General features: G+C 64.0%; 19 protein-coding genes and 2 pseudogenes. 7 read left to right on the top strand and 14 right to left on the bottom strand.

Going from position 1 to position 25,840, the window contains the following annotated elements; translation table 11 throughout:
• Positions 1-40: 40 nt before the first annotated feature.
• The 7 genes from der to SHTP_RS10575 form a co-directional block, all read right to left on the bottom strand.
• Positions 41-1,450 (bottom strand): ribosome biogenesis GTPase Der, encoded by a 1,410-nt coding sequence (gene der / locus SHTP_RS10605; protein WP_096370568.1) that lies wholly within the window; start codon positions 1,448-1,450, stop codon positions 41-43.
• Positions 1,447-2,175: a (d)CMP kinase gene (gene cmk, locus SHTP_RS10600; RefSeq protein ID WP_096370567.1), complete on the bottom strand. Its 729-nt coding sequence runs from the start codon at positions 2,173-2,175 to the stop codon at positions 1,447-1,449. Before cmk ends, der begins: the two co-directional genes overlap by 4 nt.
• 70 nt (positions 2,176-2,245) lie before the next feature.
• Positions 2,246-3,007, bottom strand: a complete 762-nt coding sequence (locus tag SHTP_RS10595) for a pseudouridine synthase (protein ID WP_011741053.1) — start codon at positions 3,005-3,007, stop codon at positions 2,246-2,248.
• Positions 3,007-3,714, bottom strand: a complete 708-nt coding sequence (scpB, locus tag SHTP_RS10590; protein ID WP_096370566.1) for an SMC-Scp complex subunit ScpB — start codon at positions 3,712-3,714, stop codon at positions 3,007-3,009. The genes SHTP_RS10595 and scpB overlap by 1 nt, the downstream gene beginning before the upstream one ends.
• A complete protein-coding gene (locus SHTP_RS10585) occupies positions 3,714-4,541 on the bottom strand; it encodes a segregation/condensation protein A (protein ID WP_096370565.1) in 828 nt (275 codons plus the stop codon). The genes scpB and SHTP_RS10585 overlap by 1 nt, the downstream gene beginning before the upstream one ends.
• Complete coding sequence (locus SHTP_RS10580; protein WP_197706239.1) at positions 4,538-5,401, bottom strand: ParA family protein; 864 nt, start codon at positions 5,399-5,401, stop codon at positions 4,538-4,540. The genes SHTP_RS10585 and SHTP_RS10580 overlap by 4 nt, the downstream gene beginning before the upstream one ends.
• A 378-nt stretch (positions 5,402-5,779) precedes the next feature.
• Positions 5,780-6,982, bottom strand: coding sequence for an ISAs1-like element IS2404/ISMul1 family transposase (locus tag SHTP_RS10575; protein WP_420872990.1), 1,203 nt, complete (start codon positions 6,980-6,982; stop codon positions 5,780-5,782).
• A 144-nt stretch (positions 6,983-7,126) separates the two neighbouring features.
• On the opposite strand from SHTP_RS10575, the pseudogene SHTP_RS10570 reads away from it, so the two are divergent.
• Positions 7,127-7,531, top strand: a pseudogene (locus tag SHTP_RS10570) (ISAs1 family transposase); the annotation flags it as partial.
• On the opposite strand, the gene SHTP_RS10565 reads toward SHTP_RS10570, so the two are convergent.
• Positions 7,532-8,140, bottom strand: coding sequence for an iron-containing redox enzyme family protein (locus SHTP_RS10565; RefSeq protein WP_096370562.1), 609 nt, complete (start codon positions 8,138-8,140; stop codon positions 7,532-7,534). It abuts the pseudogene before it with no gap.
• A 916-nt stretch (positions 8,141-9,056) separates the two neighbouring features.
• Between SHTP_RS10565 and SHTP_RS27070 the strand changes: the two genes are divergently transcribed.
• The 6 genes and pseudogenes from SHTP_RS27070 to SHTP_RS10535 all read left to right on the top strand — a co-directional run bounded on the left by SHTP_RS27070 (position 9,057) and on the right by SHTP_RS10535 (position 19,102).
• Positions 9,057-9,218: a hypothetical protein gene (locus tag SHTP_RS27070; RefSeq protein WP_157756288.1), complete on the top strand. Its 162-nt coding sequence runs from the start codon at positions 9,057-9,059 to the stop codon at positions 9,216-9,218.
• Positions 9,219-9,341: 123 nt separating this feature from the next.
• Positions 9,342-10,544, top strand: coding sequence for an ISAs1-like element IS2404/ISMul1 family transposase (locus SHTP_RS10560; protein ID WP_420872989.1), 1,203 nt, complete (start codon positions 9,342-9,344; stop codon positions 10,542-10,544).
• Positions 10,513-14,220, top strand: a pseudogene (locus tag SHTP_RS30375) (non-ribosomal peptide synthetase). The gene SHTP_RS10560 and the pseudogene SHTP_RS30375 overlap by 32 nt, the downstream one beginning before the upstream one ends.
• Positions 14,221-14,833: 613 nt before the next feature.
• Positions 14,834-15,961 carry a PPE family protein gene (locus tag SHTP_RS10545; protein WP_231991598.1) on the top strand — a complete coding sequence of 376 codons (1,128 nt, stop codon included), beginning with the start codon at positions 14,834-14,836 and terminating at the stop codon, positions 15,959-15,961.
• 231 nt (positions 15,962-16,192) lie between these two features.
• Positions 16,193-17,371, top strand: coding sequence for a PPE family protein (locus SHTP_RS10540; protein WP_096372415.1), 1,179 nt, complete (start codon positions 16,193-16,195; stop codon positions 17,369-17,371).
• Positions 17,372-17,512: 141 nt separating this feature from the next.
• Complete coding sequence (locus SHTP_RS10535; protein ID WP_096372414.1) at positions 17,513-19,102, top strand: DHA2 family efflux MFS transporter permease subunit; 1,590 nt, start codon at positions 17,513-17,515, stop codon at positions 19,100-19,102.
• Between the two features lie 20 nt (positions 19,103-19,122).
• Here SHTP_RS10535 and SHTP_RS10530 read toward each other — a convergent pair whose 3' ends face one another.
• The 6 genes from SHTP_RS10530 to SHTP_RS10505 form a co-directional block, all read right to left on the bottom strand.
• Positions 19,123-20,139 carry a hypothetical protein gene (locus SHTP_RS10530; RefSeq protein WP_096370558.1) on the bottom strand — a complete coding sequence of 339 codons (1,017 nt, stop codon included), beginning with the start codon at positions 20,137-20,139 and terminating at the stop codon, positions 19,123-19,125.
• A 107-nt stretch (positions 20,140-20,246) separates the two neighbouring features.
• Positions 20,247-21,620, bottom strand: a complete 1,374-nt coding sequence (locus SHTP_RS10525; RefSeq protein WP_157756309.1) for an alkaline phosphatase family protein — start codon at positions 21,618-21,620, stop codon at positions 20,247-20,249.
• A complete protein-coding gene (eboE, locus tag SHTP_RS10520; RefSeq protein ID WP_096370557.1) occupies positions 21,617-22,735 on the bottom strand; it encodes a metabolite traffic protein EboE in 1,119 nt (372 codons plus the stop codon). The genes SHTP_RS10525 and eboE overlap by 4 nt, the downstream gene beginning before the upstream one ends.
• Positions 22,735-23,586 (bottom strand): TatD family hydrolase, encoded by an 852-nt coding sequence (locus SHTP_RS10515; protein WP_096370556.1) that lies wholly within the window; start codon positions 23,584-23,586, stop codon positions 22,735-22,737. Before SHTP_RS10515 ends, eboE begins: the two co-directional genes overlap by 1 nt.
• Complete coding sequence (locus SHTP_RS10510) at positions 23,583-25,004, bottom strand: EboA domain-containing protein (RefSeq protein ID WP_096370555.1); 1,422 nt, start codon at positions 25,002-25,004, stop codon at positions 23,583-23,585. The genes SHTP_RS10515 and SHTP_RS10510 overlap by 4 nt, the downstream gene beginning before the upstream one ends.
• On the bottom strand, positions 25,004-25,840 hold the full coding sequence (locus tag SHTP_RS10505; RefSeq protein WP_223161392.1) for an SCO3242 family prenyltransferase: 837 nt from the start codon (positions 25,838-25,840) through the stop codon (positions 25,004-25,006). The genes SHTP_RS10510 and SHTP_RS10505 overlap by 1 nt, the downstream gene beginning before the upstream one ends.

Genomic DNA, 25,840 nt, shown 5'->3' with positions numbered 1-25,840 from the left:
GACCTGCGCGACACCTGGGCCCGAGCCCAGGTCCGCGGGCCTAGCGCCTGCCGGGGCGCTTGGCCCCCCGCTTTTCGCGGACCCGAACATTGATCCGGATGGGGCTGCCCTCGAACCCGAACGTCTCGCGCAGCCGCCGCTCCAAGAACCGCCGGTAGCCGGCTTCCAGGAAGCCGGTGGTGAACAGCACGAACGTCGGCGGGCGGGCGGTGGCCTGGGTGGCGAACAGGATCCGCGGCTGCTTGCCGCCGCGCACCGGCGGCGGGGTGGCCGCCACCACCTCTTTGATCCAGCTGTTCAACGGGCCGGTCGGGATCCTGGTGTCCCAGGATGCCAGTGCGGTCTCGATCGCCGGCACCAGTTTCTGCACGGCGCGTCCGGTCTTGGCGGAGATGTTGACCCGTTGCGCCCAGCGGATCTGCACCAGCTCGCGATCGATCTCGCGGTCGAGCAGGTCGCGCCGGTCCTCGTCGACCAGATCCCACTTGTTGTAGGCCAGCACCACGGCCCGGCCCGCTTCGATCACCATCGACAGCACCCGCAGGTCCTGTTCGGTGAGCGGTTGGGAGGCGTCGATCAGCAGCACCACCACCTCGGCGGCGTCGATGGCCCCGCGCGTGCGCACCGAGGCATAGAACTCGTGTCCGCTGGCCTGGCCGACCTTGCGGCGCAAGCCCGCGGTGTCGACGAACCGCCACACCTTGCCGCCCAGTTCGATCAGCGAGTCCACCGGATCGACGGTTGTGCCCGCGACGTCGTGCACCACCGAGCGCTCGTCGCCGGCCAGCTTGTTCAGCAGCGAGCTCTTACCCACGTTGGGCTTGCCGACCAGCGCCACCCGCCGCGGTCCCCCGCCCGCGGAGACCGACTCGGCCACCTCGGGCAGCTTTTTCAACACCGTGTCGAGCAGATCTGCCACGCCGCGGCCGTGCATGGCGCTGATGCCGTGGGGCTCGCCGAGGCCCATCGACCACAAGGTCGCCGCGTCGGCTTCGGCCTTGTCGCTGTCGACCTTGTTGGCCGCCAGGAACACCGGTTTGCCCGAGCGCAGCAGGATGCGGGCTGCCGCCTCGTCGGCGGTGGTGGCACCGACGGTGGCATCGACCACCAGGACCACCGCGTCGGCGGTGCGCATCGCCACCGACGCCTGCTCGGCCACCAGCTGCTGTAGCCCCTTGGCGTCGGGCTCCCATCCCCCGGTGTCTTGGACGACGAACCGGCGTCCATTCCACAAGGCGTCGTAGGAGACGCGGTCACGCGTCACGCCCGGGATGTCCTGCACCACGGCTTCGCGCCGGCCCAGGATCCTGTTGACCAGGGTTGACTTTCCGACGTTGGGCCGGCCCACGATCGCCAACACCGGGGCAGGCGCGGCCTCGGCCAGGTCGGCCAGATCGGCGTCGTCGAGCCCCCAATCGCTTTCGTCGGACCAGGTGCCGTCTTGCGTCACCGCGCCGCACCGCTTCGCTGCGTCACCAACTCGATCAGATGAGCGATCACCTCGGCCTCGGTCATCTCGCTGGTATCGACGACGATCGCATCCGCCGCCGCGCGCAACGGCGACACCGCCCGGGTCGAGTCGAGGTGGTCGCGCCGGCGCACATCGGCCAGCACCGCCTCGTAATTGTCGGCCAGGCCGGACGCGACGTTTTGGTCGTTGCGCCGCCGTGCCCGCGTCTCGGCCGACGCGGTCAGGAAGATCTTCACCCGCGCATCGGGGAACACCACGGTGCCGATGTCGCGGCCCTCCACGACGATGCTGCCCGTCCCCTCGGCCATCGCGCGCTGCAGATTGACCAGCCGCTGGCGCACCGACGACACCGCCGACACCGCCGAGACCGCCCGCGTCACGTCGTCACCGCGGATCTCGGCGGAAACGTCTTCTCCCGAAAGGAAAAACTTGTTGGCGTCCGGGTCGTATCCCACCGACAATTGCGCGCTCGCCGCGCAATCGGCCACCGCCTGCTCGTCGGCCGGGTCGATTCCGGCGCGCAGCACGGCCAGGGTGACCATCCGGTACATCGCCCCGGTGTCCAGGAACCGTGATCCCAGACCGCGAGCCAATCCCCTTGACACCGAGGATTTTCCGGTGCCGGCCGGGCCGTCGATCGCGACGACTAACCCGACCGGCGCGGGCTCATTCGTTCCGCTCGTTCCGCTCGTTCCGGCACTCACTACGCTCGTTCCGTTCGTTCCAACACTCACTACGCTCGTCCGCTCGTTTCACTCAATACGCTCATGCCGCTCACAGCCCAACCGCCTTGTACAGCTGGCCGATTTCGTCGCGGCGTAACGCCCGGACACTGCCCGGGCGCTGTTCGCCCAGCGACACCCCACCGATATCGATGCGCACCAGCGCCTGCACCGGAAATCCCACCGCGGCCAGCATCCGGCGCACGATTCGATTCCGGCCCTCGTGCAGTGTCACCCGTACCAATGTCTTGCCGGGTATCGCATCCACCACGGCGAATCCGTCGACGCGGACCGGCCCGTCCTCCAATTCGATTCCCGCCCTGAGCTTTTTACCCAGACCCCGCGGTACCGTCCCGGCGACGGTGGCCAGATACGTCTTGGGCACCTCGTGGGAGGGATGCATCAGCCGGTGTGCCAGCTCACCGTCGTTGGTCAGCAGGATCAGCCCTTCGGTGTCGGCGTCCAACCGCCCGACGTGAAAGAGGTTCTTGTTGCCCCGGACCTTGCGCTCGATCAGGTCACCGATACACGGCCGGCCGCGGTCGTCGGACATGGTCGAGTGCATGCCGCGCGGCTTGTTGAGGGCCAGGTAGACCAGCGAATCATCGAGAATGACCCGGACTCCGTCGACCCGGATCAGCGAGGTGTCCGGGTCGACCCGGGTCCCCAGCTCGGTGACCACCTGGCCATCCACCTCGACGCGCCCGTCGATGATCAGCTTCTCCGCGGCCCGCCGCGAGGCAATCCCCGCCTGGGACAACACCTTTTGCAGGCGGATGCCGCGTTCCTGTTCGAAATCCTCGGTGTCTGTCATCAGTCTCGGTCCACATCGAAGGTCACCGACTGATCGGAGGGCTGGCTGCCGGCGAGTTTCATGAATCGCGGGTCGGTGTCCAGCGAGGCGCTCAGGTCCTCGATGCTGTCGATGTCGGGCAGCAGCGGCGCGATATCGGGCAGTTCGGTCAGCGACGTCAACCCCAACCGCTCCAGGAACAACTCGGTGGTCGCAAACGTCACCGCACCGCTGTCCTCATCGTTGCCCACCTCGGTGATCAGGCCGCGCGCCAGCAGGGTTCGCATCACGGCATCCACGTTGACCCCGCGCACCGCGCTCACCCGCGCCCGCGTGACCGGCTGACGGTAGGCCACCACCGCCAGCGTCTCCAAAGCCGCCCTGGTGAGCTTGGTTCGGGCGCCATCGAGCAACAGCTTCTCCACATAGGGCGCGAATCGGGAGCGGGTGTACAACCGCCAGCCCTCGCTGTTGTGCCGCAGGTCGATGCCGCTGTCGCGTTCGATGAGTTCGTCGGCCATCAGCCGCAGCTTGGCCGCCACCCGGTACACCGGTTGGTCGATCACCGTCGCCAGCGTCTCGGCGGTCACTGGGGTGTCGATCACCAGCAGCAGCGCCTCCAGCACCGAGCCGAGTTCTTCGGGTTCCATCTCGGCGGCCTCGGCGATGTCGGGAATGCCCGAGGACAGTTCCGAGCCCAGCTCGGGATCGGGTACTTGTTCGGTCATTATTGATCTCGCACTTCTACCAAGGCTTCGCTGGTCGGTCGTTCCCCGGTCCACGAAACCTGGAGCACGCCAAGGGGCTCTGACTGGTCGAATGCTACCGCCCTGCTCCGATACAGTTCGAGCAGCGCCAGGAAGCGGCCGACGATCTCCATTGGCGCCGTGCAGTCGGCCACCAGCTCCGAAAACGATGCCCACTGGCCGGTGCCGCGCGACTCCAGCATGGTCAGCAGGTGCTTGGCCTGCTCGGGAACCGACACCGTCTGTTCATGCAGGTGCCCGATGGCCACCGTGGGCACCGGCCGCGGAGTCAGCGCGACCGCGGCGATCTGGGCGAAGCGCTCGGCGTCAACGCCGAGCATCACCTCGGGAAGTAGCGTGGCGTAGCGATCCTCGAGCGACACACCCCGCGGGTAGCTGCGCAGCGCGGTGGCCTCCAGCTCGGCGAACATCTCGGCGACGTGCTTGAACGCGCGGTACTGCAGCAACCGGGCAAAGAGCAGGTCACGAACCTCGAACAGGGCGAGGTCCTCTTCATCGTCCATCCAGCCGGCCGGCAGTAGCCGCGCCGCCTTGAGGTCCAGCAAGGTCGCGGCCACCACCAAGAACGCGGTGGTCTCCTCCAGGTCCAGCTGGGCGCCGATGGCTTTGGTGTAGGCGATGAAGTCGTCGGTGACCTGGTGCAACGCCACCTCGGTGACGTCGAGTCGGTGCGCAAAGATCAGCTGTAGCAGCAGGTCGAACGGCCCCTCAAAGTTGGTCAGCCGTACTCGGAAACCGTCCGGGTAGCCGTTCTGAGGTTCCGCCGCTGAGCTCTCGGTGCCGTTCACGCGCCGAATCGGTCGATGAACTCACGGGCCAACGCGCGATAGGCCAAGGCGCCAGCGGACTTGGGGGCCCACGTCGTAATGGGTTCGCCGGCGACGCTGGTCTCCGGGAAACGAACCGTGCGGGTGATCACGGTATCGAACACTAGGTCACCGAATCGTTCGACGACGCGGGCCATGACCTCCCGGGAGTTGACCGTGCGCGGGTCATAGCGGGTGAGCAGGATGCCGCTGATGCCCAGCCTGGGGTTCAGCCGGTCGCGCACCTTCTCCACGGTGTCGGTCAGCAGCGCCAGGCCACGCAGCGAGAAGTACTCGCATTCGGTCGGGATGACGACACCGTCGGCGCAGGCCAGCCCATTGACGGTAAGCAGCCCCAGGGACGGCTGGCAGTCGATCAGCACGTAGTCGTAGCGATCCAGCACCGGGTAGAGCGCCCGCCCCAGCGTCTGTTCCCGGCCCACCTCGTTGACCAGCTGAATCTCGGCGGCCGACAGGTCGATGTTGCTGGGCACCAGGTCCAGGTTCTTCACCCGGGTATGGATGAGCACGTCATCGACGGACACCCGGGGCTCCACCAGCACGTTGTGGATGGTCTTTTCCAGCTCGTAGTGGGCCACTCCCAGGCCCGCCGACAGCGCACCCTGGGGATCCATGTCCACCAGCAGCACTCGTCGGTCGTACTCGGCCAGCGCGGCGCCCAGGTTGATGGTCGACGTGGTCTTGCCCACCCCGCCCTTCTGGTTGCACATCGCAACGACCTTGGCGGGCCCGTGTGAGCTCAGCGGCTTGGGGTCTGGGATAGCCCGCGGTGGCCTACCGGTCAAGCCGACCGAGACACCGCTGTCTGGGTGATCGTTCATGCCCGATCGCGATGCGTTGTGAAGCACGTCAGGGTGGACATCGCAGGAAAGTCTAACGGCTGCGTCCGCCTGCGCCGGGAGACCCGCAGGCAACCATCAATGCCCGATCGCGATGCGTTGTGAAGCACGTCAGGGTGGACATCGCAGGAAAGTCTAACGGCTGCGTCCGCCTGCGCCGGGAGACCCGCAGGCAACCATCAATGCCCGATCGCGCTCGCCCGGCGGTGGGAGCCGTTAGCGATGCCTTGTCAGGCCGCGATCACCGGCAAAGCGGCTAGACCGTCGACGCCTCCAGGATGTCGTCGAACATCTTCGAGTAGAAATGGATGGTCATGCGACGACCCTGGACGATTGAGTCCAGGGCTCCGGCGTTGTTGATTAGCAGGCTTGTGAGCTGGGGAATTGTGGATTGAGGAGGTCTAGGCGGCGGTTGGCGGTCAAAGCGGTGATCCGGCAGGCTTCGGCGATGTTGTCGGCGCCGTTGAGGCGGTGCAGATTGATCGCGGTGTTGCGTAGCGTTGCTAGGACCTGTGCGCCGTTTCCGGTATGTGCCCTTTGACGGTCTTCGTCGAAGGTGACGTCGCGTATCCAGTGCAGGCTGTTCTCGATTCCCCAGTGTTGACGCATCCAGGTCATGATCGCGGTAGGGCGGGCGTGCTCGAACGGCAGGCTGCAGATGGCATAGACCACCTCCACGCTGCGCTGGTCGGTGGCGGTGATCAAGCGTTCACGAGTGATCCGGATGATTTGTTTTGCGTAGGGGAAGCCGATTCCTCGTGCAGCGGCGATGATTTGCAGGGTGCGGGTCTCGACACGGCCGTGGCCGCGGGAGTCGTCGGTAGCGGCTGCGGGCACCTCGGCCCAGGGCAGCGCGGTGATACGCGCAAGTATTTTGGCTTGGTTGGACTTGACGATCATCAGGTAGTGCGACTTCAAGGTGGCGCAGATCAACTTCGCGGTGACGACCTGGGTATGCATCGCATCCACGGTGACCAGCCACCGCAAGCTACCCGGCAGCAGCGTGAGCAGGGCACGTACGCAGGGAATTTCATTGCTTTTCTCGGCGACAGCGAGTTGACCGAGCACCAATCGGGCACGGTGGGCGAACACCGACACGAGATGCGTGGCTGTCGCTTTGGCGCGTAAAGCACCACGCAGCATCTTGCCGTCCAACGCGATCGGCACCAATCCGCTGGGGTCGCTGCTGGCCACGTGTGCAGTGAAGTAACTGCCCATCCTGGCGTTGAGGTCGGCGGGGTCTAGCCGAGACAAAACAGCGCGGAAGGTCTTCTCACTGGGCCGCCGGAACCGGACCCCTAATTGGGCCAACACATCATCGGGAGCGGTGGCCGCCCATGTGGCAAAACCAGCATAGCCGCGCATCCCCGCGGCAGTGACCAGAACCGCGATCGCCAACAAAGCCATCAGCGAATACCTCCGACCGCGTGGGTCCCTCGGGTCTGGCACCGAGGCCAACACATCGAAAAACTCCGATCCGATGAGCTCGCTGCGCTCACCAGGACTCCAGCGGTCGAACACCTCTGGAACCGACGACACAGGCAATACTGAAACGGTAGGCACGGGCAACTCCAGACCAACGACGAACAGTAACCAACTCGATCGTTCTCCAGATAGCCCGTGCCTACACTCCGGCCCCAATAACGCGGCACCAAAGATCATCAACCCAGCTCACAAGCCTGCTAATCAACAACGCCGGAGCCCTGCGCTGCACGAGGAATCGACTTCCCCTACGCAAAACAAATCATCCGGATCACTCGTGAACGCTTGATCACCGCCACCGACCAGCGCAGCGTGGAGGTGGTCTATGCCATCTGCAGCCTGCCGTTCGAGCACGCCCGCCCTACCGCGATCATGACCTGGATGCGTCAACACTGGGGAATCGAGAACAGCCTGCACTGGATACGCGACGTCACCTTCGACGAAGACCGTCAAAGGGCACATACCGGAAACGGCGCACAGGTCCTAGCAACGCTACGCAACACCGCGATCAATCTGCACCGCCTCAACGGCGCCGACAACATCGCCGAAGCCTGCCGGATCACCGCTTTGACCGCCAACCGCCGCCTAGACCTCCTCAATCCACAATTCCCCAGCTCACAAGCCTGCTAATCAACAACGCCGGAGCCCTGCGATTGAGTCGAAGTCGGAATCTCGGACCAGGTTGTTCACCGCCTTTTTCACATCTTCGATGTGTTTGACGTCGAATCCCGAATGCGCCCGCAGAAACGTCGTCTGTTTCGGTTCGAATCCATATTGCTCGACCAGTTCCCGCGCCACGACTCCGGTGAGGGTCGCGCCTACCGCCTCTGTGACGCTGGCGACACCGAGTATCTCCAAGGGGTTGCCATATGTGGCCAGGTAGTAGCCCTGCGAGATGATGCCCCACGCCCCAGCCAGCGGAGGCTCCGCTAGAACGCGATCGGGATCCTCGCCATAGGCCCGCAGATCGTTGACGGCCATCAGGTCGTGGTTGTTCTCTTCGTGCGATTCATCAAAGAACCAATCCCGGAGTTTCCGATCTTCGTTTCCGAGCCGGGCGCCGGCGAGCGAATAAATTCGGGTTGTATGGCAAACGACATGATATATTTCGCGAAGGTAACGAATGTAATGCTCCCGCTTCATTCGCCCCTCCAGCACCAGCGCCAGTCCCGGATGATTATCGATCCGCTTGTCATAAATCTCCGTGGTGCTCGCAACCAACCAATCGAACCTACTCATTGTTTTCTCCCCTCGGGGCGCTCGCCGGACATCAAAGGAGATCGTCTAGAACTCGCCAATAGCGGTTACAAAGACAACCCGCGTCACGGCGTCTGATTCAACCACGTCCGTCGATAACTGGACAAGGTCTCGTGTTAACTCTTCAAGAATTCCAGGTGCACCCCTCTTGCCCGGCCGGAATGTGCTTAGCGCCAGTGGGCATGTGCCAATTACCAACACGGCTTGACGAACCGGCGGATCGACTTGCCCAACGGCGGCGGCAATCAGCGGCCGGTTCTCATCCCCGAAAATCGACGGCCATGCCCAACTGGCCCCGGGCATCAGCGCCGCGACCAACGCGCCCGATCGCGGTCGTGAAGCGTCGCGCCAGCGTGCCCAACGCGGCGCATAAATCGCCTTTACCTGCTATTACAGCACGGCAACTCACGAGACATCTACGCAGTGAGACACACCGTCCCGGGGGCGACCCAGGTGCGCCTCAACCAGCCAGACTGCAACGATCGATGAGACGCCGCCGCGTCGACCCCACGGTGCGACAGATGGCGATGATCCCCCCGACGCATCAAGATCGGGATAATTCGGAAGGCAATCACCAGCCATCGCGATTGGCGTTAGAATTCACCAAGTCACGAATTATCCCGATGCAAATAATTCATCGAGTTCGGAATTAGTCGCCGCCCCAGCGCGCCGACCTGTTCTCGTAGCTAAATCCGAATCACATATGTGGTTTTTCAATAAAACTCCACCATTGCCCCGGCGCCTCGGATACGGTGATCATCGACGAACGCAGTACCCGCCAATCGGTGCGATAGTAGGTAGCTTCTGATGGTCCACAAAATTAGCAGCGACCATTTGCGGCTTCGGGCGAGCCCCAGGGCTCCGGCGTTGTTGATTAGCAGGCTTGTGAGCTGGGTTGATGATCTTTGGTGCCGCGCTATTGGGGCCGGAGTGTAGGCACGGGCTATCTGGGGAACGATCGAGTTGGTTACTGTTCGTCGTTGGTCTGGAGTTGCCCGTGCCTACCGTTTCAGTATTGCCTGTGTCGTCGGTTCCAGAGGCAGGGCTCCGGCGTTGTTGATTAGCAGGCTTGTGGGCTGGGTTGATGATCTTTGGTGCCGCGTTATTGGGGCCGGAGTGTAGGCACGGGCTATCTGGAGAACGATCGAGTTGGTTACTGTTCGTCGTTGGTCTGGAGTTGCCCGTGCCTACCGTTTCAGTATTGCCTGTGTCGTCGGTTCCAGAGGTGTTCGACCGCTGGAGTCCTGGTGAGCGCAGCGAGCTCATCGGATCGGAGTTTTTCGATGTGTTGGCCTCGGTGCCAGACCCGAGGGACCCACGCGGTCGGAGGTATTCGCTGATGGCTTTGTTGGCGATCGCGGTTCTGGCCACTGCCGCGGGGATGCGCGGCTATGCTGGTTTTGCCACATGGGCGGCCACCGCTCCCGATGATGTGTTGGCCCAATTAGGGGTCCGGTTCCGGCGGCCCAGTGAGAAGACCTTCCGTGCTGTTTTGTCTCGGCTAGACCCCGCCGACCTCAACGCCAGGATGGGCAGTTACTTCACTGCACACGTGGCCAGCAGCGACCCCAGTGGATTGGTGCCGATCGCGTTGGACGGCAAGATGCTGCGTGGTGCTTTACGCGCCAAAGCGACAGCCACGCATCTCGTGTCGGTGTTCGCCCACCGTGCCCGATTGGTGCTCGGTCAACTCGCTGTCGCCGAGAAAAGCAATGAAATTCCCTGCGTACGTGCCCTGCTCACGCTGCTGCCGGGTAGCTTGCGGTGGCTGGTCACCGTGGATGCGATGCATACCCAGGTCGTCACCGCGAAGTTGATCTGCGCCACCTTGAAGTCGCACTACCTGATGATCGTCAAGTCCAACCAAGCCAAAATACTTGCGCGTATCACCGCGCTGCCCTGGGCCGAGGTGCCCGCAGCCGCTACCGACGACTCCCGCGGCCACGGCCGTGTCGAGACCCGCACCCTGCAAATCATCACCGCTGCACGAGGAATCGGCTTCCCCTACGCAAAACAAATCATCCGGATCACTCGTGAACGCTTGATCACCGCCACCGACCAGCGCAGCGTGGAGGTGGTCTATGCCATCTGCAGCCTGCCGTTCGAGCACGCCCGCCCTACCGCGATCATGACCTGGATGCGTCAACACTGGGGAATCGAGAACAGCCTGCACTGGATACGCGACGTCACCTTCGACGAAGACCGTCAAAGGGCACATACCGGAAACGGCGCACAGGTCCTAGCAACGCTACGCAACACCGCGATCAATCTGCACCGCCTCAACGGCGCCGACAACATCGCCGAAGCCTGCCGGATCACCGCTTTGACCGCCAACCGCCGCCTAGACCTCCTCAATCCACAATTCCCCAGCTCACAAGCCTGCTAATCAACAACGCCGGAGCCCTGCTCGCAACCCCAACCTTGCGGCGCGATTTGCGTATGCGGGGTTGGATGAGCCCGTCCAAATCATCCTGGACGATCCGGTAGTGCCGTGGGATGTCATCGACCTCAGCGACGGCGCTCAGCGGGATATCGAGGCGGTGAGCGCTGGGCAGCGCGAAGCCCTTCGCGATATCAGCAACAACTGCCCAATCCGGGCGGCGCTAGTCAAGACTGCACCCGACCAATACCGGTTGATACTGACCAATCATCACGTGGTCTGTGACGGCTGGTCGATGTCAATCCTGTTGGGCGAGGTGTTCACTCGCTACGGCAACGGGTCACTGGCTACGCCAGTGCCCTACCGCGAGCACCTGGTCTGGCTTGCTGACCAAGACCGCGACACAGCCTTGCTCGCCTGGCGTGAGATGTTTTCCGGCTTTGACACCCCCACACTGGTGAGTGCGCAGGACCCCGGCGAGTCAGCCCAGCACGCAGTGCAATCGCTGACATTGTCGGATGCGGCCACCGGAGCCCTCAATGAGTTGGCCCGCTCTCATCACAGCACCCTCAACGTCGTGCTGCAGGCCGCCTTTGCCCAGCTGCTGGCCTGGCTGACCGGTCACCATGACGTTGCGTTTGGCACCACCGTGTCGGGGCGGTCCGCTGATCTTGCCGGGTCTGAGTCCATGGTGGGTCTGTTGATCAACACCGTGGCCGTCCGGGCCAGACTGACAGCCACGACCACCACCACAGAACTGATCGACCAACTCCAGCAGTTTCATACCGACACCCTCGAGTATCACCACCTCCCGCTGGGCGACATTCACCGCGCCGCCGGACATCCCCGCCTGTTTGACACCCTGTTCGTCTACGAGAACTACCCGATCAATGACCTCACCGCGCTGTGCCCAGACCAGCTGACCATCACCGACATCACTAGCTTCGAAACCACTCACTACCCGCTTACCGTGTTTGTCCTACCCGGACCACAACTTGGTTTTCGGGTCGAATACGACACGGCCGCCTTCGACAAGACCGCCATGGACTCGTTGATCGCCCGGTTGCAGGCCGTGTTGACGGTGATGGCCGCCGAGCCGGGGCGGCGATTGTCGTTGATTGATCTGCTCGATCCCAACGAGCACGAACGTCTTGATGATTGGGGCAACCGGGCCGCCCTCACCAAGGCGGTCCCGACCCCGGGATCACTGCCGGCGTTGTTTGCCGCCCAAGTCGCACGCACACCAGAGGCAACCGCCATAACCGACGGCGACGTATCCCTAACCTATGCCCAACTCGACGTCCAAAGCACCCAACTGGCACAGGCGTTAACCGCACTCGGAGCACGCCCCGGCGAACTGATCGCACTGCTACTACCACGAACACACCGCGGGATCATCGCCATCCTGGCCGTCCTCAAAACCGGAGCCGGCTACCTACCCATCGACCCGATGCACCCCGACACCCGCATCGCATTCATGCTCAACGACTCAACACCAATCGCCGCGATCACCACCGGCGCACTACACCCCCGCCTCAACGACTACGACCTACCCGTCATCGACATCGAAACCCCCCCGACCGACACCACCCCCGCCACCAACCCGCCCACCCCCACACCCCACGACCTCGCCTACATCATCTACACCTCCGGCAGCACCGGCACCCCCAAAGGCGTCGGCATCACCCACCACAACGTCACCCAACTACTGAACTCCTTCGACCCCCAATCAACCGCAATCCTGTTCTCCCCCAACCGAGTATGGACCCAATGACACTCCTACTCCTTCGACGTCTCGGTCTGGGAAATCTGGGGAGCACTGCTATCCGGCGCACGACTGGTCGTCGTACCCGAACACACCGCAAAATCCCCCGACGAACTGCACGCCCTGCTGGTAGCCGAGCATGTCGAAGTGTTGACCCAGACTCCCTCGGCGGCGGCGGCGTTGTCGCCGCAGGGATTGGAGTCGGTCACGCTGGTGGTCGGTGGTGAGGCATGCCCGGCGGGCCTGGTGGACCAGTGGGCGCCCGGGCGGACGATGATCAATGCCTACGGCCCCACCGAAGCCACGATCTACGCGGCGATGAGCTCACCGCTGGTGCCGGGGTCTGGAGCCACACCGATCGGCTCGCCGGTAGCCGGCGCCTCGCTATTCGTCTTGGATGGGTGGTTGCGGCCGGTGCCCGTCGGGGTGGTCGGCGAGTTGTATGTCGCCGGTGGCGGTGTCGGCCTTGGGTATTGGCGTCGGGCAGATCTGACCGGCACACGATTTGTCGCCTGCCCATTCGGCCAGACACCGGGCACCCGGATGTACCGCACCGGAGACCTGGTGTGGTGGGGCACCGACGGACAACTGCGCTACCTCGGTCGCGCCGACAACCAAGTCAAAATCCGCGGATTCCGCATCGAGCCCGGCGAAGTCGGCGCGGCCCTGAGCCGAATGGCCGGAGTCGACCAAGCCGTGGTCATCGCCCGCCACGACCACCCCGGAGACCCCCGCCTGGTCGGCTACTTCACCGGCAACGCCGACCCCACCGAACTACGCGCCGCACTAGCCACCCAACTGCCCCACTACATGGTGCCCACAGCCCTGATCCCCATCGCCGAACTGCCACTGACCGTCAACGGCAAACTCGACACACGCGCCCTACCCGCCGTCCAATACGGCCACACCCAACGCTACCGAGCCCCCGACACCCCCGTCGAACAAACCCTGGCCGCAATATATGCCCAGGTCCTAGGACTCGACCGGGTAAGCGTCGACGACTCCTTCTTCGACCTCGGCGGCGACTCCCTATCCGCCATGCGAGTGGTCTCGGCGATCAACACCACGCTGAACACCGATGTGGCGGTGCGAGTCTTATTTGACGCACCCACCGTCTGCGCCCTGGCCCAAAAGCTAAGGGCACCCGAGAGTTCGGTTGAGATCGTGCCCGTGGAGGTGCTCCAAGACGGTTGCGGTCTGCCGCTTTTCTGCTTGCCTCCCGGCGGCGGCATCAGCTGGGCTTACCGGAACCTCAGCCCTTACCTGGATTGCCCGATCGTCGGTCTGCAGCAGATCCACGACGGCCCGGAATCGGTTCGTGAACTCGCGAGTGCCTACGCCGACGCCATCCAAATTCACGATCCCGAAGGCCCCTATCAGCTTCTCGGCTGGCCGTTCGGCGGGGTCACTGCCCACCAGGTTGCCGTTGAGCTGCAACAGCGCGGCGCCGTTGTGGTGCGCCTGATAGCGCTCGACCCGATCCTCATCCGGGATGCATCCACCGCCACGGTGGTCAGCGAATCCGACGTCTTGGAGGCAATCCTGCAAGCGGTCGGAGTGGCTGCCGAACAGTACTGCCGCCCGCTGACGTACTCCCAAGCACAGACGTTGATTCAGCAGGAGGTAGACGCGGAATTCGCGCTGCCGTCGCGCCGACTTGTGCAGATCATGGTTGCCAACGCGAACACCAACCTACAACTCAATGCCCAACACCAGCCCGGCATCTTCGCCGGCCGCATGGTCCTGTTCTCGGCACAACCGGTCCGCAGCGGCGCCGACCTTCAGCAATGCTGGCGGCAATATGTTGCCGGCGAAGTCACCGAATACCCCGTCAACTGCACACACGAAGAACTGCTCAACCCCGCCGCCCTCAAAACGTTCGGTGACCTGATCCGAGCGGCCCTGGACCAGCCGTGAAGGTCTACCGATCGATCGAGCCAGCCATTTTCGTTGAACGGCGACGCCCTCATCGACGGACTCTCCGGGCGCCACGCGGGCGCCAATCCACAACAAAAAGCGAATCGCATTCTAGAATTCCGGGCGCGACACGGGACTGCCCGCAGCTCCCGATCCTGAGCCAGACCGACCGTCGTTAACATCACCGACATCTACGTGTCCCCCGTTCGGGGGACACGTCCTCGCTATCCGGTGGACACGACATAAACATTCGGTGGACAAAGCGCTTATTTTTGAGCCTAATTAACATACTTGTTACATGGCCGAAATTCTTTAGTAACACGCCGCCCGGCATATTAGTTGCAGTAGGGCATAGTTTTACTCGTTAACTGCTTAGCGACGACGATGTCGCGTCTGAGCACCCGGCCCAAGCGCTAGGCGGTTTTGGATGACCCTAGACCTCTCCATTGGGTTAAACGCCCTATGGGGTAGCGCTGCGCTGCCGCAGATCGAGACCGGCGCCGACGAGTTGCTTCTCGCCGCCGACCGGGCGATCGAGGTCGCGGAGCTACGGGAGTTGGCTACGGCGCCCGCCACCGCCGGTGTTGTCGGCGACATCGCCCCACCAGTCGTGCTGGACTATGGCGCACTGCCTCCCGAGGTCAATTCAGGTCGCATGTATGCCGGCCCGGGAGCCGGGTCGTTGCTGGCCGCCGCGTGCGCATGGGACAGCCTCGCCGCCGAGTTGCACGTCACCGCGGCCGGCTACGATTCGGCGATCTCGGAGCTGACCGGCATCTGGTGGTTTGGTCCGGCCGCGGAGTCGATGGTGGCCGCCGTCCTGCCGTTCGCCAGCTGGCTCAGTGCGACCGCATCGGTGGCCGAGCAGGCGGGGATTCAAGCCCGCGCCGCGGCCGCGGCCTATGAGATGGCCTTTGCGCTGACGGTGCCGCCGCCGGTGATCGCGAGCAACCGGGCATTGCTGGCCGCACTGATCGCGACGAACTGGTTCGGGCAAAATTCGGCGGCGATCGCCGCCACCGAACTTCACTACGCCGAGATGTGGGCGCAAGACGCCGGGGCGATGTACGAATACGCAGGTAGCTCCGCGGCCGCCTTGGTTTTCGCGCCGTTCTCGCTGCCGCCGCAGACCAGCGATCCAAGCGGGTTGGCCAGGCAGGCCGCAGCAACAGCAAACAACTCCGGAACGACGGTGTCGAGGTCCAGCGCCAGCCTGGCGGGCAGGTCCAGCGCGGCCGCGCGACTCGGGCAACAGGCTTCCAGTGCCGCAGCGACGACGACGCCGACGTGGCAGGAACTCTGGATCGAACTGATGAGCTCGTTCACCACCGCCGAGGGGTTCGTCTACGACAGCGGCGGCTTCACTCTGATTGCCCTGTCGATATTCGGATCGTTGGCGTGGAAGAGCGGAGAAGCCGCGGCCGAGGGCGTAGCCGGTGCCGCCGGCATCGGTGGATTTGCCGCCTTCTCGGGCGGGTTGGCCCAATTTGGCGGGGCCCCGCCGATTGCCACCGCCGCTTTTGCCTCCAAGGTCGGGCCGATGTCGGTGCCGCCGACCTGGCCCGGTTCGTCGGCAGCGTCGACGGCGTTTTCGGCTGCCAATTCGGAGGTCGACACGATCGGGCTATTGGGCCTGATCACCGGCGTACCACCGCGCAACCAAGGTCAGGCGGGTCGCAATTTCGGCCGCCGCTACGGGGCCCGGCTCCGGGTGATGTGCCGCCCCCCGAACGCCGGATAGCACACAGAGTACACAGAGAGCGCACACACAATCGAAAAACGACTCAGGCTTGACTGCCAGGTAATTCAAATAGCGTTCGAAACATTTTTGAAAGCAGCAAAGAGGAAGTGATATGGCGACAATAATAGGTGAATCAGAGTTGCGATCGGCATCCCTGATTTATTGGCGCGATATCAGTTCGGACATGAGCGCCTCGACGGCGGGCCGCGACAAGGCAAGGAGTTCGTAGCGATGGATTTTGGGGCTTTGCCACCGGAGGTGAACTCCGGGCGCATGTACATCGGGCCGGGCTCGACGCCGATGGTCTCCGCCGCCTCCGCCTGGAACCGGTTGGCTTCCGAGCTCTCGTTCACCGCCGACGGCTACGAGCGAGTGATCAAGGCGCTATCCGGCGAAGAGTGGTTCGGACCGGCCTCCGCGATGATGCTGGAAGCGATCACGCCCTATGTGACGTGGATGCGCTCCACCGCGGTGCAAGCCGAACAGGCGGCCAAGCAGGCAGAAGCCGCGGTCGCCGCGTTTGAGGCCGCGTTCACCGGCGTGGTGCCCCCGCCCCTGATCGCGTCCAATCGCATGCAGCTGATGACCCTGATGGCGCGGAACATCTACGGGCAGTACACCGCCGAGATCGCTTCCCTGGAAGCGCAGTACGCCGAGATGTGGGCGCAGGACGCCAGGGCGATGTACACCTACGCGGGGTCCTCCGCGAGCGCCACAAAGATCACCGCGTTCACCCCGCCGCCGGAAACCGCCAATCCCGCCGCCTCGGCGCTGCAGTCCAATGCCACCTCCACCGCCGCGGCCACCGCGGCGGGCGCGGCGCAGAGCACGCTGGCCGGAGTCATTTCGCAGCTGCCGAACGCACTGACGAGCCTGACGTCGCCGATCGCCTCGGCGCTGACGTCGGCCGCCTCACCGGCGACGTGGATCGACTGGTTGGTCAACTGGTATCTACCGATTTCCCAGCTGTTCTACAACACGGTGAGTCTGCCGTACTTCGCGATTGGTATCGGTAGCAGCCTCATCACCTCCGAGCGGGCGCTCGGGTTGATCGGCCCCGAAGCCGAAGCCGCCGCCGCCGGTGCCGGCGCAGCGGAGGCCGCCGCCGGCGCCGCACCCGCAGCCTTGGGCGGCGCGGGGCCAATCGGTGCCGGGCTGGGCAACGCGTCCGCCCTGGGCAAGTTGTCGGTGCCGCCTTCCTGGCCGGGATCGGGCCTCGACGTGCCCCCAAGCGTGAGTGCGGGCGGCCCCCTGGCCAGCGACATCGTCAACCCGCCAGAGGCCTCCGCACCCGGAAGCCTGCTGGGCGGAATGCCGCTGGCCGGCGGCCCCGGCGGTGCCGCGGCCGGAGCCGGTCCCCGCTACGGGTTCCGGGTCACCGTGATGGCACGGCCACCGTTCGCGGGCTGACACTTTCCGCGCCATGTCATCGGTACCAGCTCGTCGTCGCTTCGGCGGCGTTGGCCGGCGCCCACCGATGACCGTGAGTTCGAGGCGGCATCGAGGCGACGGGCCTTGTCCGCCGATGGCGAGTTGCTAGGAGCCACAACCGTGCCAGACACCGGCCAGCAGGGCAGTTCCGACCAGCTCGACGCCAGGCTGCTGAAGATCGCCGGAGTCTGTGTCCTTGGCTCGATGATGGCGATCGTAGACACCACGGTCGTCACCGTCGCGCAGCGCACTTTCGTCTCCACCTTCGACGCCCCGCAGGCCATCGTCGCCTGGACGATGACCGGCTACACGCTGGCGCTGGCCGCGGTGATCCCACTGGCCGGCTGGGTAGCCGATCGGTTCGGCACCAAGCGCCCCTTCATCGCCTCGCTGCTGGCATTCAGCGCCGGGTCCCTGCTGTGTGCGTTGGCCCCAAACATCTCCGCTCTCATCGCTTTTCGAGTGATACAGGGTCTCGGCGGCGGGATGCTGATGCCGCTGGTTTTGACCATGCTGACCCGGGAAGCCGGTCCGGCGCGGCTCGGCCGGGTATTGGCCGTGCTCGGAATTCCCATGTTGCTGGGACCGGTCTTCGGTCCGGTGCTGGGCGGCTGGCTGATCGATCGTTTCGGCTGGGAGTGGATCTTCTGGATCAACCTCCCGATCGGGCTGATCACGGTGGGTCTTGCCGCCGTCGTCTTTCCCAAGGACCGCCCTGAACCTTCGGAATCTTTCTATGTCATCGGGATGCTGCTGCTATCACCGGGGTTGGCGACCTTCCTCTATGGTGTCTCGGCCCTGCCCGCAAGCGGCACCATTGCCGATCGCCATGTCTGGCTCCCCGCAGCCGTCGGCCTGGTGCTCATCGGTGGATTCGTGTTGCATGCCCTCTACCGGGCCGACCATCCGCTGATCGATCTACGCCTGTTCGACAATCGCGTGGTCACGCTCGCCAACGTGGCGATGTTTCTGTTCGCGGCGTCGTTCTTCGGCGCGGGGCTGCTATTCCCGAGCTACTTCCAGGAGCTGCTGGGCCAGACGCCGATGCAGGCCGGAATGAGCATGGTCCCGCGCGGACTGGGGGCGATGGTGACGATGCCGATCGCCGGCGCATTGATGGACAAGCGTGGGGCTGGAAAGGTCCTGATGGTCGGCGTGAGGCTGATCGCGGCGGGGATGGGCCTCTTCGCCATCGGGGTCTCCCTCAATGCCGCCTATCTGCCGACCCTGATCACCGGGCTGACGATCATGGGCCTGGGCATGGGCGCCACGATGATGCCCCTATCGGCGGTGGCGGTGCAGACGCTGACACCGCATCAGATCGCTCGGGGTTCAACCCTGATCAACGTCAATCAGCAAGTGGCCGCATCCATTGGAACGGCCCTCATGTCGGTGATCCTCACCAGCCAGTTCAACCGCAGCGCAAACATCTCCGCGGCGCACCGGATCGACAGCCTGCGCGCCGACGCTGCCCGCAGCGGCGTCCCGGTCGACCAGTCGCTGATGCCCGAACGAGCCAGCACCCCAGACTTCCCCCTCGTCCTGATGCACGACCTTTCGCACGCTTACGCGGTGGTGTTCGTGGTGGCCGTCGGACTAGTCGCGCTGATGTTCGTCCCGGTGGCATTCCTGCCGAAAAAGCCGCCGGCCGTCCGGAGGAATCCGCCGCCACAACCAGCAGAGCACTCCGACACCGAAGTCAATCGGTAGCGCGGCTGGCCCAGCGGCCTTCACAACACTTCGGTATAGGTGCCGCCTTGCACGGCGGGTGCCGCCTGCGGCGGAATCGTCAACTTCTCGCGAATCTCTGCCACCGCTTCCTCGGAATAGAGTCGCCAATCCCAACTACCGAATGTGAGATCGGTATTGCATTCCAGACCACGGCGAAAAGCATCCATATAGCCAGCAGGATCGAGTTGTGAAATCGTCACTTCCGAGCGGAAGTCAATCTTTATTCGGGCCTGAAACTGCAGGAGAACCAGAAGCAGCGGCGCAAAGGGGTTTCGGGCTTTGTATCCCGCCGAGAACGCTCCGGCAAGGATCTCACCGGGCGGCTCGGTCGAATAGGCCGACAGCACGTGTGCGACGTCATGGGGAACGATGAATTCTCCCGTCGTTCCCTTCTCCCCCGGAAATCTCAGACCATTGCGCACATAGTGTGCCCACAGCTCGCGTCCGATCGACTTGGATTCGAGCAGGCCCAGTTTCGGATAGGACGCAGCCAGCACGGGGTCGGTCGAAATCCCGAGATAGCCGGACATGTTGTCCCAGAAGCCCTTCGCAACCTGGATAGGCGACGTGCCATGGCCGCCCATGAGCTTTGCCTTGATTCGGATGCCGCCGATGAACTCGCGGCCACGGGCAATGTAGTGCAGATCGTCCAGGAAGCCGTCATGGCAGCCCAACGCTGTCGCGATGCTCAGGGTCGCCTCGACCCTAGGTAGCTGAACCTTTCCCTTCGCGAAGATCGCGGCGGTCATCAAAAACAATGCGCAGCGTCTAGCCACCTCGGATCCCAGCGGCAGCAATTTCCGGCCGGCCGGATGATCGGCGACTTTCTTCCAATCGAATTCGGAATCGGCGAGATACCTACTTGCCGCCTCGAGGAGGCTCTCGTCCATCTCCGAGAGGCCATCAGACTTGGCGACGGTCACCATTGCATGAATGCCCGTTTCCAGGTCGTGCTTTTGCGGCAAACCCAACGGGCTTATTGCGGCGCCGCCAGACAGACCCTTTCGAGAAGTCATCGCATAATCATACCCATTAATGGCACCTTCAGCCGCTGGAGTTCATATCGGCCACCCGCGCGAAGGTGGCGTCAAATACGCGTTGGGCACGGCCGAGTATCTACGAATCATGGGCGTTGAGAACGAGGTCGCGGACGGCGGTTACCGGCAGCCGCCCCGACGTGGCCGCCAACAGTTCCGGGGGCAGACGTGATGATCACGGGCCGTTCCTCATCAGAGTCGGGAAGTCTTCCGTGGGTGCCTCCCACCGCGGCACCGTTGAGGGCGATGACGTTCATGGTGTAGCGAAGCCCCAGCCACTTCTTGGCGAGTGCGGCGGCAGCCTTGGCCTTGGCGGCCCGATCATCGGGGTTCATCAACAGCTCGGCGGGGTCATAGCCAGGCTTGCGGTGAATGTCCACGCAGGGCGCGAACTCCGGGGCCCGATCATCATCGAGCCAGTAGTAGTAGGTAAACCACGCCGCAGGTTCGGCGACAGCCACCAACTCTCCGGCCCGGGGGTGATCAATCGACCACGCCTGCTGCTTGCTTCGATCCAACACGTCGTCCACCCCGTCCAGCCGTTTGATCAGGCTGGCCACTGTGGCGATATCGGACTCATCGCGCACATACACGTGCGCCGCTTGATGGTCGGCCACCGCAAAAGCTCGCGAGGTCCAAGGATCCAGGTACTCGCGGCCCTGCTGGGTGTAGACCCTCAGATACCCCTCGGTCCTGAGCATCCGATTGATGTCCACCGGCCGTTGCGCCGCAGAGATCCCGTACTCGGAGACGACGATGGTCGTCAGGTCATGCTCCGCGGCGTAGCCCAGCAATGGCCCCAACGCCGTGTCGACATCGGCTGCCGCTGTGCTCGCGGCGGCCGAGTGCGGGCCGTAGCGTTGAAAGTCGTAGTCCAGATGCGGAATATAGGCGGTGAGCAAGGTGGGTGAATAGCGCTGCAGAATCTCTATCGACGCATCCACCAGCCAGCGTGACGACGTGATGTTGGCGGTCGGACCCCAATACTGGAACAGCTGAAACATCCCCAGCTTGTCGGTCAAGATGTCGTGCAGGTCCGACGGGACGACATAGCAATCCGGGGACTTGCGTCCATCCTGGTGATACACCGGCCGCGGCGTCACGATCACATCGTTGCTGGCATTCATCGCATACCACCACCCGACGTTCGCCGAAGTGTATCCAGTGAAACGACTGGCCGCGGTCTCCCAAATCTTCTCCCCCGCAACCAGCTTATTGCTCTGGCGCCACAGCAGAACTTCGCCCAGTTCACGGAAGTACCAGCCGTTGCCGACAATTCCATGCTGATTGGGCATCAAGCCGGTGACCATCGACGACTGCACCGAACAGGTGACCGCCGGAAACACCGGGTCCAGATGGCGCATCGCACCCCGAGCCGCCAACGCGGCGAGATTGGGCATGTTCGGCAGCAGCGGCTCGGTGAGCCCCACCACGTTGATCAGCAGCACCCGTTGAGTCACGCCGGATCCCCTACCCGCAAAAGCTGGTCAAGCCAGCCGATCTCGCCGGCGATGTCTTCGGCCAGGCTGGCTTTGCGAAGCGACGCCGGAAGCACCTCCCAGGTATAGGTCTCGACCTCCATGTCGACCCTCCCTGACAGCGTCCCGTTACTGAACATGGTCATCACCTCGGCCAAGATGTGTGAGGTGGTGCGCAGCGGCGCGGGCGGGTCGAGATGAAGCGGAACGTGGTAGTGCACCCTGGCACTACCCGATCTTGGTATCGACGGGTCCGCGAACGAAAGGTCATCACGAAACCACGGTTGCCCATCACCGGTGACACCGTTGACCTGGTGCAGGTACGGCGACCCCGACAACTCGGCAAAGGCTTGCCCCACACGCTCGTCTGCGAGGTCATCAATCTGGATTGCGTTGGATGCCTGGATCTTTACCACCCCGACTCCGATTCCGGCCAGCCCGCTCACTACCTCGCCCGGGGTCTCGTGCATCACGGCCAGGTGGCAGGTGTCCAAGCACAGACCCAGGTATCGGGGGTCCAAATTGGCCCGGCCAAACCACTCGATTGCGTCCCGACAAGATCCGATGACGCAGCCCGGCTCTGGTTCGATAGCCAACCGGATCCGGCGCCCGGTGTGCTCTTCGATTTGCCGCAGCTCATCGCCGAGCGCCGACAAGTTGCGCAGCGCCGCCGCTTCGGACTCATCGCTCCACTGCTCAGCCCAGCCCAACGGCAGCGTCGAAATGGTGCCATGGTCCGTGTCGCCGAGTAGCTCGCTGAGCACCTCGGCACAGCAGCGCGTGTAGGCAATGCGTTCTGGCGTCGTCCAATCCGTCCGATACACGGCGTGCTTCACCGAGGTTCCGTGGAAGGAGCCATAGGGAAAGGCATTCATGGTCACCACAGCGAGCCCATGGTGCGCCAGAATCGCCGCCAGCCGACGGCGCGCGGCGGGGTCATCGGCCAGGCCGGCCATGGTGCGGGCGGGTAACCATAGCCCCACGCCCAGCGTTTCGACGCCGGCGAGTTCGCGTGCCGGCGCAAACACCGTTGCCAGCCGCTGTTCTAGTGCTGACATGTTCTCCCCTGCAACAACATTGCTGCAGTAGGACAACATCACGGCTTTTCCCCACGATTTATGGTGTTGCCGGCAAACGCCGCCTCCTGCTCATCACTGAGCAAGCGAAGCTGTCCGCTCTGGCTGTAGAACTCGACGGGATTGCGCCACAGCACCCGGTCGACGTCGTCGTCGGTGAAGCCTGCGGTCAGCATCGCCTGCGCGGTCTTGGCCGTCTTGAGCGGATCGGATCGCCCCCAATCCGCGGCTGAGTTGACGATCATCCGGTCCAGTCCAAACCGCTGCATCAGCACGACCATCCGTGCTTCGTCTATCTTGGTATCCGGATAGATGGAGAAGCCCATCCAACAACCGCTGTCGCGCGCGGGTTCAATGGTCACCTCATTGAGGTGGTCCAGCAGTACCAGGCCAGGGTCGATCCCTACCCGATCGGCCACTTCGATGCTGGCCAAAGTGCCGCCGAGCTTGTCGCGGTGAGGAGTGTGAACGAGCGCAGGAAGACCACGTTCGGCCGCCATCTCCAACTGTGTCTCGAATACCGCCGTTTCCTCCGGGGTCATCGAGTCGTAGCCGATCTCACCGACGGCAACAACCCCACTCTTCGACAGGTACCGCGGGATCTGATCAAGCACCTCCCGACATCGACTGTCGTTGGCTTCCTTGGGATTGAGCGCGATGGTGAAGTTGTGGGCAATCCCGAACTGTGATGCCCGGTAGCGTTCCCAGCCGATGAGGCTGTCGAAATAGTCGATGAATGAGGACGGGCCGGTGCGAGGTTGCCCCAGCCAGAAGGCCGGTTCGACGACCGCGCGCACACCCGCTCGATGCATCGCTTCATAGTCGTCTGTGGTGCGTGATGTCATGTGGATGTGCGGGTCGAAGATCCTCACTTCAAAGCCTCCGCTTCGGTAGCACACAATCGTTGCAGCAGCTGGGCATCGGCCGGGATCATTCGGCCGGCCGCAGCGCGTTCACTTGCGTAATCCGTCGCCATGCGACCCAACTCGGTGTCAGCGCGACTGCGCAAGCCCGATACGCCGCGCAGTGGGACACCCATGAAGACCAACTTCATCACTCCGTCACGCCACCTGTGCTGGGCCAGGAATCGGGCGCCGAACCCGCCGAGCGCCGCGGCGACCAGGCGCGGATCGTTGCACCGCAGGGCATCTTCGGCGAGGCCCACACCGACCCTGGTCGCGTCGGGCCCCAGCGTCTCCTCCGATGCCGCAGTCTCGAGACCGCAGAAGACGCCGAGGCGCTCGTCGCTATCGCCCCACCGGTATAACTTGTCGATCAGCGGACCCGCGGTGACGTCCGGGGTTTCGGCCACCAGAGTGGCAACCAGTCGCCCGCGCGCCAAGACAGTAGCCTCATCCGAGGAGGCCGGCATCTGGCACTGCGCGCCGGAGAAGAGCTCCAGAACCTTCTCGGGGTCCCGCCGTAGCACCGCGGCGGCCTCCGCGATCCACGTGCGAACCTGCAGGGGCAGCTGGGCAAGCTTGATCGAATTCATGCTGCGGCGCGCCACCTTGGGTGCGTCATGGGCGTGTCGGGGCAGCTCGACGGAAGCCACCCCGGCGAAGCCCGCGACCTGCAGAGCGTCCATCACCGCACCTAGATCCAGTGCGCCGTAACCGAATTCGAGGTGTTCATGTTTGAGCGGTGTCATGTCGTCCAGGTGGACGTTGACCAGCTTGTCCCCCAGTTCCGCGATTGCCGCCTCGGCCCCGGCGGGCTCGGTCATCACGCAGTGTCCGACGTCGAGCGTGATGCCAAGTCGCGCAGGATCACCCAACTCGCTGCACAGCCCCAGCGCCTGTTGGACGGTTTCCACAAACATGCCCGGTTCGGGCTCGAAGCCCAGCATGACCGACTTGCGGTCTGCGTACTCCACCAGGCGAGAGAGCCTGCTGGGCAAGAGGTCACGCGTGGTGGCGGCGTCACTGTAGCTGACCGAATATCCTGACCATAGCGATACGCAGGTTGCCCCCAGTTCGGCAGCGATATCGATTGCCCGCTGCAAGAACTCGATGCGCGGCTGCGCGGCGACATCGACCAGTGACGGTTTGTGTTTGTTGTGCGGATCCAGCAGATAGCGGGCGCCCGTCTCGATTGCCACCGTCAATCCGTATGTGTCCAGCAGGCAACCCAGTGCATCGAGTTGCGCGCCGAGATCGGAGTCCATAGGCCGCACGTGCGGATAGCCAACGGTCAAGGCGACGGCGCTGTAACCCTCTTCGGCGATCAAAGCAAGCGCTTCAGCAATCGGATGATCAGCCAAGCTATTGGTGTTGTAGCCAACGTGCATCAGGTCACCTCGGTGGGTTTCGGCGCAGAAACTTTCAGCCGCAGGCCAATAGCAAGACCGCACAGCGCAAGCATCGTGCGCGACCGCGGTGAGCGCGCGGCCAGCATGGCCTGTACCGCGATCATCGAGGCGATTCCGCTACGTACCGCGCTGCGAATCGCCTCAGCGGTGGGTTGCTGCCACGCGTTCCACAACCCGGGCCCGAATGCCCAGGAGTAGACCGCAACCGGCAGCGCCACGCGGTATCCAGCTGGCCCATCGGCTGTGGCGGCAACGGCCGATGTCGCCACCGCCGCAGCGGCACCTCCTACCAGAGCCGGCATGCGGCGGTCGGATCCCGTTACCTCGCTGCGGGATAGCACCGTGATCGCGGTGGTGTGTAGGCCGATGACCGAGGCGGGAATCAGGGCGCGGCGATAATGTGGGGCGGCGCCAAGCATGACATCGAAGAACCGGCAGCCCGACATCACCAGGGGCCCGGCCGCGGTGTCCTTGGCAGCCACGTCGTAGGCCACCACACACAGCGTGATGCGGCCCGCGGCGGCCAGGCCCCGGCGGCCTCCCGCCGCCGCCGCTGCGGCGACTCCGGCGGCGGCCAAGATGGTGGCCGCCGACAGCGCCGCCGCGGGTGACACGTCGCCGGAGGGAATCGGACGCTCGGGACGCTCAACGGCGTCACGCTTGCGGTCGGCCCAGTCGTTGAGCACCATCCCGCTCCAATACAACAGGGCGGATGCCAGCGGTAGCGCCAGGCGCCGTCCTCCCAACGGGCGTCCTGACCACATCGCGCCAACGACGCTGTCACCGAGAACGGTAAGTGCAGCAGGCGCCCTCAT

This window comes from Mycobacterium ulcerans subsp. shinshuense, assembly GCF_002355775.1.
In the GTDB taxonomy this organism is placed as follows: Bacteria; Actinomycetota; Actinomycetes; order Mycobacteriales; family Mycobacteriaceae; genus Mycobacterium; species Mycobacterium marinum.
The sequence above is the reverse complement of the archived record's forward strand: the minus strand, read 5'-3'. Positions and strand labels throughout refer to the sequence as shown.

Bases quoted from the DNA above. Each gene is read 5' to 3' on its own strand.
- SHTP_RS10505 (WP_223161392.1), bottom strand. From the start codon at position 25,840: ATGAGGGCGCCTGCTGCACTTACCGTTCTCGGTGACAGCGTCGTTGGC.
- SHTP_RS10530 (WP_096370558.1), bottom strand. From the start codon at position 20,139: ATGACTTCTCGAAAGGGTCTGTCTGGCGGCGCCGCAATAAGCCCGTTG.
- SHTP_RS27070 (WP_157756288.1), top strand. From the start codon at position 9,057: ATGATCTTTGGTGCCGCGCTATTGGGGCCGGAGTGTAGGCACGGGCTA.
- scpB (WP_096370566.1), bottom strand. From the start codon at position 3,714: ATGACCGAACAAGTACCCGATCCCGAGCTGGGCTCGGAACTGTCCTCG.
- SHTP_RS10580 (WP_197706239.1), bottom strand. From the start codon at position 5,401: ATGAACGATCACCCAGACAGCGGTGTCTCGGTCGGCTTGACCGGTAGG.
- SHTP_RS10595 (WP_011741053.1), bottom strand. From the start codon at position 3,007: ATGACAGACACCGAGGATTTCGAACAGGAACGCGGCATCCGCCTGCAA.
- eboE (WP_096370557.1), bottom strand. From the start codon at position 22,735: ATGTTGTCCTACTGCAGCAATGTTGTTGCAGGGGAGAACATGTCAGCA.
- SHTP_RS10565 (WP_096370562.1), bottom strand. From the start codon at position 8,140: ATGAGTAGGTTCGATTGGTTGGTTGCGAGCACCACGGAGATTTATGAC.
- SHTP_RS10510 (WP_096370555.1), bottom strand. From the start codon at position 25,004: ATGCACGTTGGCTACAACACCAATAGCTTGGCTGATCATCCGATTGCT.
- SHTP_RS10540 (WP_096372415.1), top strand. From the start codon at position 16,193: ATGGATTTTGGGGCTTTGCCACCGGAGGTGAACTCCGGGCGCATGTAC.